The following is a 15396-nucleotide window of genomic DNA, read 5'->3' as shown; positions in this document are numbered from 1 at the left end:
CCAGACTCATAGACTTCCCCCCGCATGCGACTGCGCGACTTCTTCGACCCTCGAGCAATCTCGCTCGATCTCCACGGTACCGACAAGGATGCGGTACTGGCGGAGATGGTGCACCTCCTCGGAATCGATCCGCGTTCGCACGGCACGGTACTTCGGCTGGTCCAGCGAAGGGAGCAACTGGGGTCGACTGGCATCGGACGGGGTATTGCCGTACCCCATTGCCGCACGCTTGCCGTGAACCGCCTTCGGGTCGCCTTTGGCCGGCATCAGGGAGGAATCGACTTCAATGCCATCGATCAGAAGATCGTCAACAACGTGTTCCTGATCGTGGCTCCGCCGTCCGAGGTCGCCAATCAGTACCTGCCAGTACTCGGCAAGATTGCACAGCTTGCCAAAGACCCCGAGGTGCCCCTCCGGCTGAGTCGCCTCAGCTCTGCCGAGGAGTTTCTGGCACTCCTCGACCTCAAGACAGCCTGACAGGCGCGAGCGTCCCATATCCCGCAGACGCACGGCACGCCGTCGTCTTGGTCAGGTCTACTCCTCCCATTCGACGTTGCCGTCAACCCCGATCAGCTGACCCGTAATCCGGGCGCCTCCGGGTGAGGCAAGAAACTCGATCATCGCAGCGATATCGTCCGGCTCGACCATCGTTCGCATCGAGATGTAGCGGAGCAGCGACCGTTCGTAGTCGGTCGGCGATACGCCGAGCGCCTCCGCCTTGGCCGCAATGACCCGCTCGATCCGCGGGCCGCGAATGGCCCCAGGGAGGATGGCATTGACCCGAATGCCAGACGGCCCCAGTTCCCGGGCAAGGTTGGTCGTCAGGCTGAGCACCGCGCCTTTCGACACGACATACGGCAATCGAAGTGGCAGGCCGACCTTGGCACTGCCCGAGGAGATGTTGACGATGAGGCCGCTGCCCTGATGCTTCATGCCCGGGATGGCTCCCCTGGCGAACAGGAAATGACTGGTCAGGTTGGCGCGGAGGCAACTCTCCCATTGATCCAAGGTCACGTCCTCAGCCGCCGCCGTCGGGCCCGCCACGCCAACGTTGTTCACCAGCACGTCGAGGCCGCCCAGCTGGCGGTCGACCATCTCGAAAACGCCGGCAACGTCCGACTCGATACCCGCATCGGCGCGGATACCAACGATGCCGTCCGACTCCTGAGCGACCTGTGCAATAGCTGCGCCGTCGATATCGCAGGCGACGACAGCGGCCCCAGCCGCGCGAAACCGCAGGGCGATCACACGGCCCAAACCACCGCCTGCTGCCGTGACCAGCACCCGCAGCGGAGGCGGTGGCGTCGAGTCCGAACTCATTGCGGGGTCTCTACTCCCACTCGATCGTGGCGGGCGGCTTCGAGCTGACATCGTACACGACGCGATTGACGCCGCGAACTTCATTGGCTATCCGATTGGACATCCGTCCCATGACCTCCGGCGGAAACGGGTACCAGTCGGCCGTCATGCCGTCTCGGCTGGTGACCGCCCGAAGGGCAATCACCTGATCGTAGGTCCGCCCATCGCCCTGCACACCGACCGACCGAATCGGCAGCAGGACCGCGAAGGCCTGCCAGATGTCGTCGTAGAGGCCCGCCGCCCGAATCTCCTCGAGATAGATCGCGTCGGCCTGGCGCAAGGTATCGAGCGATGGCCGGGTGATCTCCCCGAGAATACGAATGGCCAACCCGGGCCCCGGGAAGGGATGTCGCCCGACGATCTCTTCAGGCAGGCCAAGCTCCCTGCCTACCGAACGAACTTCGTCTTTGAAGAGCTCCCGCAGCGGCTCGACCAGCTTGAACGGCAGGCGCTCGGGCAGGCCGCCGACATTGTGATGGCTCTTGATCGTCACCGATGGCCCACCCGTCGGCGAGACGGACTCGATCACATCGGGATAGAGCGTCCCTTGCACCAGAAAGCCGACGCCATCGCCAACTTCTCTGGCCGCCTGCTCGAAGACATCGATGAAGGTATGGCCGATGATCCGGCGTTTCTGCTCCGGGTCGGTCACACCGTCGAGCAGGCCGAGGAACTGCTCGCTGGCATCGACAACCCGCAGGTCAATGCCCAGGTGACGCCGGAAGGTCTGCTCGACCTGCTCGCGCTCATGCAACCGCAGCAAGCCGTGATCGACGAAGATGCAGGTCAGCCGGTCGCCCACGGCGCGATGCACCAGTGCAGCCGCCACGGCGGAGTCGACCCCGCCCGAGAGGCCGCAGATGACGCGGGCCGTCTCGCCGGTCTGAGCTCGGACCTTGGCAACCTCGGTCTCGATGAAGTGCGCCGAGGTCCAGTCGGGGCTGCAACCGCAGACATCGAAGAGGAAGGCGTTGAGGATTTCTCCGCCGCGGGCCGTGTGGGCAACCTCCGGATGGAACTGCACCGCGTACCACGGCTCGCGTTCGTGCTCGATGCCGGCGACCGGGCAGTTGTCACTCGATGCGGTCAGGCGATACCCCGGCGGCACCGCATCGACGTGATCACCATGGCTCATCCAGACCGTGGTGCCCTCGCCGGCATGAAAGCCACCGAACAGCTTGCCGCCCTGCACTGTGATCTGCGCCCGACCATACTCGCGACGGCCGGCAGGAACCACGACGCCCCCCGCCAGCTGCGCCATGATCTGCATCCCGTAGCACAGCCCCAGCACCGGGACGCCGAGTTCGAGCACGCCTTCGGGAGCGGTTGGCGCGCCCTCGTCGTACACCGAATTGGGGCCTCCCGAGAGAATGATTCCCTTCGGATCCCACGCCTTGATCCACTCGAGCGAGCGGGTAGGCGGGTGGATTTCGCAGTAGACGTGCGCTTCGCGGACCCGGCGCGCAATCAGCTGGGTAAACTGGGAACCAAAATCCAGGATGAGAACTGCGTTCTTGCTCACGGGGACCCTGTTACGGTAACGGCTCGACCACCTCGTCGCGGAAGAGCGCGTCGGTAGTCTCACGCGGGCGGGCAACGGCATACCGGCCGCGATCGACCAGCACCTCCGGCGCCCGAGGCCTGGTGTTGTAGTTGGACGACATCACGGCACCGTAGGCGCCGGCACAGAGAATCGCGATGCGCTCCCCGGGCTGAACGTCGGGAAGCAGCCGCTCGAGCGCCAGAAAGTCGCCGGTTTCGCAGACCGGGCCAACCACGTCGGCCACCACGCCGTTGGCATGGCGGCTGGTGGTCTCGACCATCGCATGATAGGCCTGGTAGTGGCTCGGGCGCACCAGATCGGTCATCGACGCGTCGACGATGACGAAGTCCTTCCCCCCCGAACGCTTGCGATAGAGCACCTTGGCGAGCAGAATGCCCGCACTGCCCACCAGGTACCGACCGGGTTCCAGGTGCAGCGTCAGCCCCCGCCCGGTCACGATCGGGCCGAGCTGCGCAGCAAGACTTTCCGGACTGAGCGGCGTCTCATCGCGATACCGGATTCCCAGCCCGCCGCCCGCATCGAGGGTCGTGATGGTCCTGATCCCGAGGTCCTTCAGCTGGTCGAGCAGCTCCGTCAGCTTGGCAGCACCGCGGGTGAAGGGAGCAGGATCGAGCAACTGGCTCCCCAGGTGCATGGCGATGCCGACCAGGGTAAACCGCGGGTTCGACGCGATCCGCTTGGCGAGCGCAGGCACCTGCTCGACCGGGACCCCGAACTTGATGCCGCCGGCGCCCGTCGAGATATATGGATGGGTCTCCGCTGCGACATCGGGATTGACTCGAATACCCAACCGGATCGGACTCGGATCGGATCGACGGGCGGCGATCCGCTCGAGCACCGTCATTTCTTCAGGCGCTTCGATATTGATGCTGCCGATCCGGGCAGCCACCGCCGCTTCGAGTTCCTCTTCCGATTTCCCGACGCCGCTGAAGACAATCAACCCGGGGTCGAATCCAGCACGCAGCACCCGCTGCAGTTCGCCGCCCGACACGATGTCGGCCCCGGCGCCAAGCCCTTTGAGAAGATTCAGAACCGCCAAATTCGAGTTCGCTTTGACCGCATAGTGTATCTCATGCGGAATCTCGCGAAACGCCGCCGTCAACGACCGATATCGCTCCCGAATCGGTGCCGCGTGGTAAAGATAGGCCGGTGTCCCGATATCGGCGGCGATCGAGTCGAGCGACACGCCGCCCATGCGAAGCACGCCGTGCCCGTCCCGCTCGAGCCCGGCATCGGCGAAGAGCGGCGTTGGATCCGCCGGCGCCGATGCGTCGGTGCGAGCCACCGGCGCGTTCAATACGCCCTCGCAAAAACCACTTCGGCTGCGGCGGGCTTCCCCGTCCAAATACAGGTGGTCGGAGCCGTCGCTGATCGGAATTCGGGATCAGGGATTACCCGGATCGTCGCCTTGGTCGCCTCCTTGATCTCGGCCTCGACGGCGGCATCTCCGCACCAACCGGTATAGACCAGCCCGCCACCGCTTTCCAGATAGTCGATGAACTCCTGCTTGCTCTTCGGACCCCGAAGCGTGTTGGCCTCGCGCCGCGTCTGGGCGGCATCGATCAGATTACGCTGCATGGCATCGATCTCGCCATGCAAACGCCCCCCGAGCCCTGCGAGAGGAAGCGAGACTTTCGGGCCACCCAGCCGTCGGGCCAGCATGGCCGAACTGGTGGTGAGGTCGCGGGGACCGATCTCGATTCGGAACGGCACACCTCGCCCTTCCCACTCATAGTACTTGGCACCCGGCTTGATCCCCTCACGGGTGTCGACCATGACGCGAAGGTCCTGCGCCTTGAGCTCAGCCGCAAGCCGCGTGGCGGCCTCGAAAACAGTTGCCCGTTCCGAGTCGGTCTTGTAGATCGGCACGATTACGACCTGCCATTGCGCCAGGCGTGGCGGACAAACGAAGCCCGCGTCGTCGCTGTGCGCCATGATCATGCCGCCGATCATTCGAGTCGAGGAGCCCCACGACGTATTCCAGACGTGCTCGAGCCCGCCGTCGGCCGTCTGATATGTGATATCGAATGCCTTGGCAAAGTTCTGCCCGAGATTGTGGCTGGTCGCCAGCTGAAGGGCCTTGTTGTCCTGCATCAGGCCCTCGAGTGCGTAGGTCCGCAGCGCGCCGGCAAACTTCTCGCCTTCGCTCTTGCGCCCCGAGACGACGGGGATGGCCAGGTACTCTTCCTGAAAACGTCGATAGATCTGCAGGATTTCGAGCGTCTTGGCCTCCGCATCCGCCTCAGTGGCGTGGGCGGTGTGCCCCTCCTGCCAGAGGAACTCGGTGGTCCGCAGGAACAACCGGGTCCGCATTTCCCAGCGCACCACGTTGCACCACTGGTTGAGCAGCAGCGGCAGATCCCGGTGGCTCTGAATCCACTTCGCCATCATCGCACCGATGATCGTTTCCGAGGTCGGACGGACCACGAGTGGCTCTTCGAGTTCCTTGCCGCCAGCGTGCGTGACAACCGCCGTCTCGGGCGCAAAGCCCTCGACGTGCTCAGCTTCTTTGGCCAGAAAGCTCTGCGGAATGAAGACCGGGAAGTACGCGTTCTGCACCCCGGTGTCCTTGAACATCCGGTCGAGCGCGGATTGCATGTGCTCCCAGATCGCAAAGCCGTTCGGGCGAATCACCATACAGCCGCGCACGGGGCTGTAATCGGCCAGTTCAGCGCGAGCGATGAGTTCATTGTACCAGGCGCTGAAATCCTGCGCCCGAGTCGTGAGTGCCTTGTTGTCCGACATGCCGATTCCTTATCGTTCGATCCCAGCTGCGACCCTGGCAATGCCCATGTGGTCGAGCGCCTCCGGCAAGCGTGCCGGCTCGATAGCCAGCTGTGATCCCGCCGCCAGGTCTTTGAGTACCACGTGTCCGCGGGCTCGATCATCGGGCCCGATCACCACGACTGCCCGCGCACCGCGTGCGTCTGCCAGTTTGAGCTGCTTGCCAACGGCCTGCTCCGCAAACGGAAACTCCACCCGAAAGCCCGCATCGCGCAGCTGGTGCGTCACCGCCAGCACATGCGGACGGTCGTCCGCCGTGACCTGAGCCACGAAGACATCGGCGCTGGCCGGCGCGCGCGGCAACAGCCCGCGCTCCCGCAACAGGTCACCCAGCACCACGTCACCCATGCCGAAGCCGAGCGCGGGCAGGTCGACACCGCCGAGCGCCTGCAACAGACCGTCGTAGCGGCCGCCGCCGCAAATGGCGCGCAGCGATCGCTGGGCATCGAAGAGCTCGAACACCGTGCCCGTGTAGTACGCCAGCCCGCGCACGATCGTGAGGTCAAGATCGAGGTACCGACCGAGTCCCATGGCCTCGAGGGCCTGCCAACTGGCTCGGAGCGGCGCGGCGGCGGCCCCGAGATCGGGAAACGCCTGATCGAGCGCGTCCCACCCGTTCAAGGTGGCGAGCCCCGACAGCCGCGCCAGCGCGGACTCATCGACTCCAGCCGCTCGCAGCGCCGCCTCCCGCGCCGCGTACTCATTGCGACCCAGCTTGTCGAGCGCCTGAAACGCGAGCGTCCGCTGGGCATCCGTAAAGCTGAGTCGGGTCAGGATGCCGGTCAGCAAACGCCGATCGGAGATGCGCACCCGGACATCGGCCTCGGTCAGGCCGAGCTCGCGCATCACGTCGATCGAAAGCGCAATGATCTCGGCATCGGCCAGCGGCCCCGCCTCGCCAATCAGATCGCAGTTGAGCTGAAAGTGCTCCCGAAGCCGTCCACGCTGCTGCCGTTCATACCGGAACAGCTGGGGAATCGAGAACCAGCGGATCGGCTTCTTGAGCGCTGCCGCCTTCGGCGCCACCATGCGCGCCAGGGTCGGCGTCATTTCCGGGCGAAGCGCAACCTCCCGGTCGCCCTTGTCCCGGAAGTTGTAGAGCTGCCCGACGATCTCGTCGCCACTCTTCCTGGTGTACAGCTCCAGCGACTCGAGCGGCGGTCCGTCGTACTCCTGGAACCCGTACCTGAGGGCCACGCGCCGCATCGCCCCGAAGAGGTGCGACCGAGCGGCGAGATCATCTGGATGGAAGTCACGGAAGCCGGGGAGGGCCTGAATCGCCATGCCCCAATATAGACGGGGGCACCCCGGTTATGGACGGCTCTGCGTCAGGCGAAACCCAGTGCGGCCATGACGTCGCCAACGGTGTGGAACGAACCGGTGACCAGCACGGTTCCGGCCCCGTCTTGCACCTCCGCCAACGCCGCAGGGAAGTCCTCGATCAGTCTCCAGCGGGCCCGGGCCAACGGGCGATCCGACCGCTCCAGCCACTGACGAAGCCATTCCAGGTCCCACTTCCGCGTATCGGCGGACGGCGCAACGGTCAGAACACCCTGGTCGACGACCCGGTCGAGCTCGACCAGCATCGCGGGCCACTCCTTGTCGCCCAGGATCGAGACCAGAGCATGGACGGGCCCCGCCGGCGCCTGATCCTGCAGGGCCCGCACCAGTGCTCGGACCCCGTCCGGATTGTGGGCCACGTCGAAGAGCCACTTGCCCCGACGATCGAGCCGCCCGGGAACGAAGGCCGCCGCAAAACCGGCAGCCGTCGCCTCGGACGACGGTCGATAGGGCACCGGCAGGGCCGCCAGCAACGCGGCGGCGACGGCCGCATTGCGTCGCTGGTGCGGTCCTGCCAGACCCAGGGGGCCATCCCAAGCGACGCCAGCGGGAACCACCCGGAGATCGGGATGGACGCCGGCATCGATGGACTGAACCGCCCGGGCGGCTTCCGATGCCAGGACGGCTATTACGGCAGGATCTTCCTCGCCGATCACGAACGGCGCCCCCGGTTTGGCAATCCACGCCTTCTCGGCGGCAATCCGCTCGAGTGTGTCCCCGAGATACTTCTGGTGGTCCATCGCGATTTTGGTGACCCCGCTCGCCAGCGGCCGGACCACGTTCGTGCTGTCCAGTCGGCCACCCAGGCCGACCTCGATCACGGCAATCTCGGCACCGCGAGCGGCCAGGTCCGCAAACGCAATCGCGGTGGCGGCCTCGAAGAACGTCGCGCCCTCAGCCTCGATCAGAGGACGGAGCCGAGCCGTCCACATCGCCACGGCTGCTTCCGATATCGGAACGCCGCCGACGGTTATCCGCTCACGAAAATCGACGAGATGTGGCGAGGTGTAGGTCCCAACCCGCCACCCGGCTTCCGCCAGCGCAGCGACGACGAGGGCAGTGACGCTTCCCTTCCCATTGGTGCCGCCGACGTGCACAACCGGCACTACGTGGTGCGGATTGCCGAGCGCGGCCAGCAGGCGCTCGGTCCGCTCGAGGCCGAACTTGATCGCGGTGGTTCTGGGAAAGAGAAAGTCGAGGGCGTCGCGATAGCTGAGCTCCGCAGCCTCGACCATCGGGCTCGCGGGCTCGCTCACCCCTCGGCCCTCGGCCCTCCGACCTGAGCCTCAGACTTGTGACCCAGCATATGGCGGAAGAGCCGGGTCACGGTTTCACGAAGCGAGCCCCGGGGAACGACATCATCGATCTGGCCGTGCTCCAGCAGAAACTCGGCCGTCTGAAAACCTTCGGGAAGATCCTGTCCGATGGTTTGTTTGATGACCCGCTGGCCGGCAAACCCGATGACCGCCCCCGGTTCTGCAAGGATCACGTCTCCCTGCATGGCGTAGCTCGCCGAGACCCCACCTGTAGTCGGGTTGGTAAGCAGAGTCAGGAACGGCACCCCTTCACGCTTCACCTCCGCAATGGCCGCTGATGTCTTGGCCATCTGCATCAGTGAGAAGACGCCTTCCTGCATTCGGGCGCCGCCAGAGCAGCAGACCAGAATGAGCGGGACCCCTTTGTCGGCCGAGCGGCGCGCCAGCCGGGCAATCCGCTCACCAACCACCGAGCCCATCGAACCGCCCATGAAGGCAAAGTTCATGACGCCCAGGTGGATCGGAATCGACTCGAGGCGCGCCAGTCCGGTGAACATCGCATCGAGCTGACCCGTCTTGGCTTGGGAAAGCTTGGTGCGATCAGGATAGTGCTCGAACGAAAGCGGGTCCAGTGCGCGCAGGTTGCCGTTCAGCTCCCGCCAGGTTCCCGCATCGGTCAACAGCTCGATGTACTCCTCCGCCGTGAAGCGGCGATGGTGGCCGCAAGCCGGGCAGACATTGAGAGCCCGCTCGAACCGCTCCCGAATGTCGACGTGATCGCACGCCTCGCACTTGTCCCATGCGTCTTTCGGGATCTCGAGGCGGGCGCGCTGGGACGCCCGAGGCTTTCGTTCCTTCTTAAACCAGGCCATCGCTGCCACCGACTCGCAAGGAGAATCGCTCCGCAGAAGAAATCGAGCGGTGGAATCTGGCGGCCGGGGTCGGTTCGCGCCAGACCTTGACACCTAACATGTTGCTATGTCTCGACATAGCCACTCAATCTTGAGTCCCAAGCAACCCGGAACACAAGCCCCATCGACAGGCCACACGCCAGAATGAAGGATCCGCCATAGGAAAAAAACGGCAGCGGAATCCCGGTAATCGGCATGATGTTGATCGTCATCCCGATATTCTCGAAGACATGGGTAAACAGCACACCGAGCACCCCGAAGACAACCAGGCTGCTGAAGGTGTCGGTGGCCCGCCTGGCCACCCGCACCAGGATCATGAACAGGAGATAGAACAGCACCAGGGCCACGAGGACGCCAATGAACCCCAGCTCTTCCCCGACCACCGAAAAGATGAAATCGGTCTGCTGCTCGGGCAGGAAGGCAAGGCGCTTCTGCGGACCCTCCAGCCAGCCGTTGCCGAACCATCCGCCCGAGCCGATGGCAACCTTCGACTGAATCGCCTGGTACCCTGAATTGACCGGGTCGGCAGCCGGGTTGAGGAAGGAGACCAGCCGCAGCTGCTGGTGGGGTTTGAGACGATCCCAGAGCATGATCGCGAGCACGCCCATCGCCGCATTGACGAGCCAGATGAAGACGCCCTCGCTGACATAGGTCCGCCACACCAGCAGGAGCACCGTCAGCAGGACGATCCAGCCAGCCCACCAGACCGTGTTAGCGGCAAGCAGCAGACTCACCATCGGCGAGGCAAGCAGGAGCAGCAGGGAGGGTCGGACACCGGCCCAGAACAGCATCGCAAACACGATCCCGATGAAGACCATCGCGCTTCCCAGATCCGGCTGCTGCATCACGAGCAGGAAGGGTATGCCCGCAATCAAACCCGGCTTGACCAGGTCTCGGAGCGTCGCGGGAGCGTGCCTGAGGCTGGAGAGGTAGCGAGCAAGCAGCAGCACGGTCCCCAGCTTCGCAAGCTCAACGGGCTGACCAAGCCGGACGCCCGCGATCGTGAGCCAGCTTCTGCTGCTCGCCGCCGTGCCCGCCCCGGTCCCGATGAAAAGTGTTACGAGGAGCAGAACCAGGCCGAGCCCGTAGAGCATCGGCGCACTCCACTCGAGCAAGCGGAAAGAGACTCTAAAGGACAGGGCCGCTGCCGTGGCGCCGATCGCCATCCAGCCAGCCTGCCGAATCCAGGCGCCCTCGGCAACCGAGGGAACATCAGTCTGTCCGGCCGAATAGACCATGGCGAGGCCGTACCCGCAGAGCAGGATCAGCGTAACAAGCAGCGGCCTGTCGAGGGCTGTCCGCATCACGGCTCTCGCGCCGGTCCCGCCGAATCCTCTGGCAACTCCGACACTGTGGTCGCGGAATCGGGCTGAATCAGGAGTCGTACCTCGGCGTCGCTCAGCGAGGGATCGAGACCCTCCAGATAGCGCCGAATCACTTTGACCACGAAGGGCGCGACGCCCGACCCGTGCCTGGCAAACTCCATGATGGCGCCGACCACGATCTTGGGCTCATCGGCCGGCGCAAAGGCCACGAACCAGCCATGATCGGGGCCGTGCGGGTTCTGGGCGGTCCCAGTCTTGCCGCCAACCCTGATATCCCGGCCGCCGCTCCGGGCCGCCGTGCCGTGGTCGACCACGGCCTGCATCGCACTCCGCAAGCCTCGCAGCTGCTCCGGGGTCAAGCCCAGCGAGCGCTGCGCACCAGTCGGCGGGTTGACGATATACGGAGTCGGAATGGCGCCGTCGCCCGCCAGGGCGGCGTAGAACCTGACCTGGCTCAGCAGCGTCTGGGTGTTTTCGCCCTGCCCGATCGACAGGTTGAGGGTGACCGCGTTGCTCCAGCCGCGCGGCCCGTACTGCCGGTCGTAGTACGCGGTCGAGGGAGGAAAGATCGAGCTGCGTTCGGACCCAAGATCGATGCCGGTCGGCTGCCCAAGCCCCATTGCGGTGACTTCGCTGAGCAGGTTCGGAAGACCGATTCTGAGGCCGAGCTGGTAGAAATAGACGTTGCAACTGTTCGCAATCGCTCCCCTCAGATCAAGAGAGCCGTGGCCGCTACGCTTCCAGCAGTGGAACACCCGATTCCCGAACCGCAGTCCGCCGGAACACGACTGCGGCATATGGGTGTCGAAGTCGACCAGCCCCCGTTTGAGCGCCACGGCGGCCGTCACCAGCTTGAACGGCGATCCAGGAGGAAAGGTGCCGCGCACGGCCCGATTGAGCAGCGGTCGCGCCTCGTCGGTGTTGAGTTCAGCCCAGCGCCTCGACGTGATACCGCTGATGAACTCGTTCGGGTCGAACGCGGGCGCCGAGTATAGCGTCAGCACTTCGCCGTCGGGCTGCATCGCAATCAAGGCGCCGCGCGTACCCGGTCGCTCCGCATTCCACAGGCTGTCGGTAAAGAGCTGGAGATCCAAATCAATGGTCGTCTTGATCGGTTCACCCGCCACCGGTCGCAATACCGGCGACTGACTCTCATCTCGAACCATCCGGCCCCGGGCGTCGACCTCGACGAAGCTGACGCCCTCGAGGCCCCGCACGATCGAATCGTAACGGAACTCGAGTCCGTCCTTGCCGACCAGCGTTCCCGCCTTGGCGCCGGGATAGCGTTTCTTGTCGAGGTCGTCGTCCGAGACTTCGGTGACGTAACCGATCAGATGCGCGACAGCGGCCCCGCCCGGATAGGATCGACGCGGTTCCGTGCGCACCACCAGTCCGGGCAGCAGATACCGGTGTTCTTCAAGCACCGCCACCGTCTCGAGGCTTGCATTGGCGAAGACGAGCGCGGGTTGGAAGGGCGCGATCTCGTACCGGCGGATGACCTGGGCTTCCAGATCGTCGCTGACCGACACCAGCTTTCCGATCCGGCGCACCACGGCCCGCAATGAGTCCTTCGGACTCTGCCCGGACCCGGTCCGCGCCACCAGCCGCACCGTATACCCGGGAGCGTTCTCGGCGATGGGAATGCCATGCCGATCGAAAATGATTCCGCGCGGCGAGGCCAGCGTCAGGCGCCGAATCCGATTGTTGGCCGACTGTCGGCGGAAATCCTCGCTGCTCAGTACCTGCGCCCGGAAAAACGCCGCCACCAGCAGCAGGAACACCACGGCGAGCACCCACGCCGCGATCGTGCTCCGCTCGCGAACCCGGAAGGGATTGAACGCGCTGCTCATTCTTCCAACCGGATGGCCAGCCACTCTCGGAACAACACCACGACGATCACCCCCGCCACGGCCGTAGACAACGCCTGGATCGGCGACCAGATCAGGAGCGATTCCGCCAGGTCACCCGTCGTCGCCGAACTGGTGATCAATACAATCAGGTTTCGGAGCCAAAGGCCAGCGGCAAACAGGCCGGCATTGACCAGCAGGTTGTCCGGGAAGAACACCGCTCGGCCCCACGCCGCGAGATACCCGACGATCGTGTGCGCCAACGCACCCGCTCCGAATCGCGCCGGGGTCAGAATGTCTGCGGTGAGCCCGACCACGAATCCGACCACCGCGGCCGTTCCCGGGCGGCTCCGAATCGCAACCAGCATCATGGCCAGCATGATCAGATCCGGACCGGCACGCCCCCCGAACCACGGACGAACGTAGAAATGCGCGGCAACCAGAATCGCGATCACCACTCCGACCCGCCACCGCTGGGCCCGCCGGCTCGTCATCATGGATTGGAATCAGGCTCGCCGATGGACAGTCGGCTGCTGCTGCGGATCAGGTACACCAGGACGTGTGTTACGTGCGCCGGATTGGCCAGCGGGTTGAGGCGATAGATCCGCTCCCATCCCAGTTCTTCACGACGCACGCCGGCAACCCGACCGATCGGTATGCCCTTGGGATAGACCCCGGTGAGCCCGGACGTCAGCACCTGCGTACCGACCGCAACCGTGTCACGATACGGCACACCCCGAAGCTCCAGAAACGCTTCATTGGCGCCGACATTGCCGATCGGCGCCGCAAGACCCATTACGCTGCCATCTTCTGTCACCGCGGCCACGGCAAAATCGGGATGCGCCCAGGACATCGCGATTGACGACGCCGCATCCACACTGATCACCAGGCCGATCAGCCCTTCCGGCGACACCACGGGGTCACCCACTGCGACTCCGGACGACTGCCCCGCCCCGAGCAGCAGGGTCCGTCCGTCGGTCGGGAGCGACTGACGGAGCACCTCGGCTGGCACCGTCTGGTAGCCAACCCGCGGCCGCAACTCGAGCAACGCCCTGAGCTGCTGGTTCTCGGCGGTCAGGGCCGCCAGCGATTGCGCAGCGAGAGCCGCCGAATCGCGGGCGCCGGCAATAGCCCGCAACCGCAGCCGGCTGGTGCGCTGTTCTTCGGCGTTGTTCTGGATCCAGAGAAGCGGGGCAAGCGCGGTCGACCGCACCCAGGAGGCAAACGCCTGAGTCCAGCGCGACGGCAAGGCCAGCGCAATGAGCGACAGGACCAGGCACACCGCGAGAAGGAACGTATCGCTCCGGGACAGCGACCGGCCCAGGCTCGGCCTCATGTCACCTCGTCAGGACATTCCGATACTTGTCGTACTCGTCGAGAATGCGACCGGTACCGCGGACGACGCACGTCAGGGGATCCTCATCGACGTGGATCGGCAGACCGGTTTCCTGCTGCAACAGAAGATCGAGACCGCGAATCAGGGCGCCGCCGCCGGTCATCACGATGCCGCGATCGACGATGTCCGCGGCCAGTTCGGGCGGCGTGATTTCCAAGGCCCGGCGCACCGCGTCGACGATCTGCTGAATCGGCTCCTGAACCGCCTCACGCACCTCGGTCGAATGCACTCGAACCGTCTTGGGAATACCCGAGACCAGGTCGCGGCCTTTGACTTCCATCTCCCGCTCGTCGCCCGTCGGGTAGGCGGACCCGATCTTGATCTTGATCGCCTCGGCCGTCGGCTCACCAACCAGCAGGTTGTAATTCTTCCGCATGAACTGGACGATGGCCTGGTCGAGCTCGTCGCCGCCGGTCCGGATCGAGGTGTCACAGACGATGCCGGACAGCGCAATCACGGCGATCTCGGTAGTACCGCCGCCGATATCGATCACCATGTTGCCAGTCGGCGTTTCGACCGGAAGGCCCACCCCAATCGCCGCGGCCATCGGCTCCGCCACCATGAAGACAGCCTTGGCGCCCGCCGTTTCCGCCGAGTCACGAACCGCGCGGCGCTCCACCTCGGTAATCCCGGAGGGCACCGCAACGATGACCATCGGTTTGACGTGGAAGAAGTGCTTCGAGATGATGGTCCTGAGAAAGTGACGCAGCATCTTCTCGGTCCGCTCGAAGTCGGCGATTACCCCGTCTTTGAGTGGACGGACGGCGATGATCCCCTCAGGCGTACGCCCGAGCATCCGCTTAGCATCCAGTCCGAACGCCTTGGGCTCTCCGCTGGCCCGATCGATGGCGACCACCGACGGCTCGTTGAGGACGATCCCCTCGCCCTTGACGTAGACCAGCGTGTTTGCCGTGCCGAGATCGACGGCGATCTCGTTCGCGGGTATGAGTGACTTGAATTTGAACGGAAACTTCATGAGATAGCTGACGCCCCCCGGCCGATGCGCAAGTTAATGTCCGGCAAGAACTTCGACAAGGCTGCACCAGCCGACCTCGCCCGACCTGACCCCCCGGGCCCAAGAAGGACGTTTAAGAATGAAACGGCAAGTTACTTGAGGCCGGTACTCCCAAAACCGCCCTCTCCCCTCGACGTCGCTGGTAACGAATCAGCCAGCCGAAATTGCACCGGCTCGACTCGACCGAGTACCAACTGGGCGATCCGCATGCCGCGAGTCACCTGGAACGGCTCCTGGCCCAGGTTGATCAGCCCGACCTTGAGTTCGCCGCGGTAGTCCGAGTCGATCGTGGCGGGGCTGTTGGGAAGGGTGATCCCGTGATTGAGCGCCAGGCCAGAGCGCGGCCGAATCTGGATTTCGAATCCGGTCGGAATGGCCACGGCAAAGCCGGTTCGGAAGATCCGCCGCTCGCCGGGCAGAAGGGTGCCCTCATCGGCCGACGCGATATCCGCACCTGCCGAGCCCGCTGTCTGCAGAGCTGGCACTGGAAGGTCCACGCCGTGAGAGAGTCGCTGAATCTGAACAGTCACCATGATCGTTTTGCGGAGGAAGCGAAATGGTTCGAGGGAACAACACCTGCGGGAGAGGCGATCCCGGG

14 protein-coding genes are annotated in these 15396 nt (G+C 64.8%); 1 reads left to right on the top strand and 13 read right to left on the bottom strand.

The genetic code is table 11. The features are described from left to right. Window positions 1-24 precede the first annotated feature (24 nt). Window positions 25-477 carry a PTS sugar transporter subunit IIA gene (locus tag KF785_02310; GenBank protein MBX3145578.1) on the top strand — a complete coding sequence of 151 codons (453 nt, stop codon included), beginning with the start codon at window positions 25-27 and terminating at the stop codon, window positions 475-477. Window positions 478-534: 57 nt separating this feature from the next. On the opposite strand, the gene KF785_02305 is transcribed toward KF785_02310, so the two are convergent. The 13 genes from KF785_02305 to dut form a co-directional block, all read right to left on the bottom strand. Continuing rightward, a complete protein-coding gene (locus tag KF785_02305) occupies window positions 535-1320 on the bottom strand; it encodes an SDR family oxidoreductase (GenBank protein ID MBX3145577.1) in 786 nt (261 codons plus the stop codon). 10 nt (window positions 1321-1330) lie between these two features. After that, on the bottom strand, window positions 1331-2962 hold the full coding sequence (gene guaA, locus KF785_02300; protein MBX3145576.1) for a glutamine-hydrolyzing GMP synthase: 1632 nt from the start codon (window positions 2960-2962) through the stop codon (window positions 1331-1333). After that, the gene (gene lysA / locus KF785_02295; protein ID MBX3145575.1) at window positions 2892-4208 is read right to left on the bottom strand and encodes a diaminopimelate decarboxylase; all 1317 of its coding nucleotides are present in this window, start codon (window positions 4206-4208) and stop codon (window positions 2892-2894) included. The genes guaA and lysA overlap by 71 nt, the downstream gene beginning before the upstream one ends. Window positions 4209-4216: 8 nt before the next feature. After that, window positions 4217-5668, bottom strand: a complete 1452-nt coding sequence (gene proS / locus KF785_02290; protein ID MBX3145574.1) for a proline--tRNA ligase — start codon at window positions 5666-5668, stop codon at window positions 4217-4219. A 9-nt stretch (window positions 5669-5677) separates the two neighbouring features. Further along, window positions 5678-6991 carry a histidine--tRNA ligase gene (gene hisS, locus KF785_02285; GenBank protein MBX3145573.1) on the bottom strand — a complete coding sequence of 438 codons (1314 nt, stop codon included), beginning with the start codon at window positions 6989-6991 and terminating at the stop codon, window positions 5678-5680. 44 nt (window positions 6992-7035) lie between these two features. Further along, window positions 7036-8304, bottom strand: coding sequence for a hypothetical protein (locus KF785_02280; GenBank protein ID MBX3145572.1), 1269 nt, complete (start codon window positions 8302-8304; stop codon window positions 7036-7038). Next, a complete protein-coding gene (gene accD / locus KF785_02275) occupies window positions 8301-9176 on the bottom strand; it encodes an acetyl-CoA carboxylase, carboxyltransferase subunit beta (protein MBX3145571.1) in 876 nt (291 codons plus the stop codon). Before accD ends, KF785_02280 begins: the two co-directional genes overlap by 4 nt. 104 nt (window positions 9177-9280) lie before the next feature. Then, window positions 9281-10519, bottom strand: coding sequence for a rod shape-determining protein RodA (gene rodA, locus KF785_02270; protein MBX3145570.1), 1239 nt, complete (start codon window positions 10517-10519; stop codon window positions 9281-9283). Beyond that, window positions 10519-12390 carry a penicillin-binding protein 2 gene (mrdA, locus tag KF785_02265; protein ID MBX3145569.1) on the bottom strand — a complete coding sequence of 624 codons (1872 nt, stop codon included), beginning with the start codon at window positions 12388-12390 and terminating at the stop codon, window positions 10519-10521. The genes rodA and mrdA overlap by 1 nt, the downstream gene beginning before the upstream one ends. After that, the gene (mreD, locus tag KF785_02260; GenBank protein ID MBX3145568.1) at window positions 12387-12884 is read right to left on the bottom strand and encodes a rod shape-determining protein MreD; all 498 of its coding nucleotides are present in this window, start codon (window positions 12882-12884) and stop codon (window positions 12387-12389) included. Before mreD ends, mrdA begins: the two co-directional genes overlap by 4 nt. Next, on the bottom strand, window positions 12881-13723 hold the full coding sequence (locus KF785_02255; GenBank protein MBX3145567.1) for a rod shape-determining protein MreC: 843 nt from the start codon (window positions 13721-13723) through the stop codon (window positions 12881-12883). The genes mreD and KF785_02255 overlap by 4 nt, the downstream gene beginning before the upstream one ends. 1 nt (window position 13724) lies before the next feature. Continuing rightward, on the bottom strand, window positions 13725-14759 hold the full coding sequence (locus KF785_02250; protein ID MBX3145566.1) for a rod shape-determining protein: 1035 nt from the start codon (window positions 14757-14759) through the stop codon (window positions 13725-13727). A gap of 131 nt (window positions 14760-14890) precedes the next feature. Next, a complete protein-coding gene (gene dut, locus KF785_02245; GenBank protein MBX3145565.1) occupies window positions 14891-15331 on the bottom strand; it encodes a dUTP diphosphatase in 441 nt (146 codons plus the stop codon). Between the last annotated feature and the right edge of the window lie 65 nt (window positions 15332-15396).

The sequence above is a fragment of the Gemmatimonadales bacterium genome (assembly GCA_019637315.1).
GTDB lineage: Bacteria > Gemmatimonadota > Gemmatimonadetes > Gemmatimonadales > GWC2-71-9 > SHZU01.
This window is presented reverse-complemented; position numbering and strand designations above follow the sequence as displayed.

Excerpts from the sequence above, each read along its gene's own strand:
- guaA (MBX3145576.1), bottom strand. The coding sequence starts at position 2,962 with ATGCCGTTGCCCGCCCGCGTGAGACTACCGACGCGCTCTTCCGCGACG.
- mreD (MBX3145568.1), bottom strand. The coding sequence starts at position 12,884 with ATGATGACGAGCCGGCGGGCCCAGCGGTGGCGGGTCGGAGTGGTGATC.
- KF785_02250 (MBX3145566.1), bottom strand. The coding sequence starts at position 14,759 with ATGAAGTTTCCGTTCAAATTCAAGTCACTCATACCCGCGAACGAGATC.
- proS (MBX3145574.1), bottom strand. The coding sequence starts at position 5,668 with ATGTCGGACAACAAGGCACTCACGACTCGGGCGCAGGATTTCAGCGCC.
- rodA (MBX3145570.1), bottom strand. The coding sequence starts at position 10,519 with ATGCGGACAGCCCTCGACAGGCCGCTGCTTGTTACGCTGATCCTGCTC.
- dut (MBX3145565.1), bottom strand. The coding sequence starts at position 15,331 with ATGGTGACTGTTCAGATTCAGCGACTCTCTCACGGCGTGGACCTTCCA.
- KF785_02255 (MBX3145567.1), bottom strand. The coding sequence starts at position 13,723 with ATGAGGCCGAGCCTGGGCCGGTCGCTGTCCCGGAGCGATACGTTCCTT.
- hisS (MBX3145573.1), bottom strand. The coding sequence starts at position 6,991 with ATGGCGATTCAGGCCCTCCCCGGCTTCCGTGACTTCCATCCAGATGAT.
- mrdA (MBX3145569.1), bottom strand. The coding sequence starts at position 12,390 with ATGAGCAGCGCGTTCAATCCCTTCCGGGTTCGCGAGCGGAGCACGATC.
- accD (MBX3145571.1), bottom strand. The coding sequence starts at position 9,176 with ATGGCCTGGTTTAAGAAGGAACGAAAGCCTCGGGCGTCCCAGCGCGCC.
- KF785_02305 (MBX3145577.1), bottom strand. The coding sequence starts at position 1,320 with ATGAGTTCGGACTCGACGCCACCGCCTCCGCTGCGGGTGCTGGTCACG.
- KF785_02310 (MBX3145578.1), top strand. The coding sequence starts at position 25 with ATGCGACTGCGCGACTTCTTCGACCCTCGAGCAATCTCGCTCGATCTC.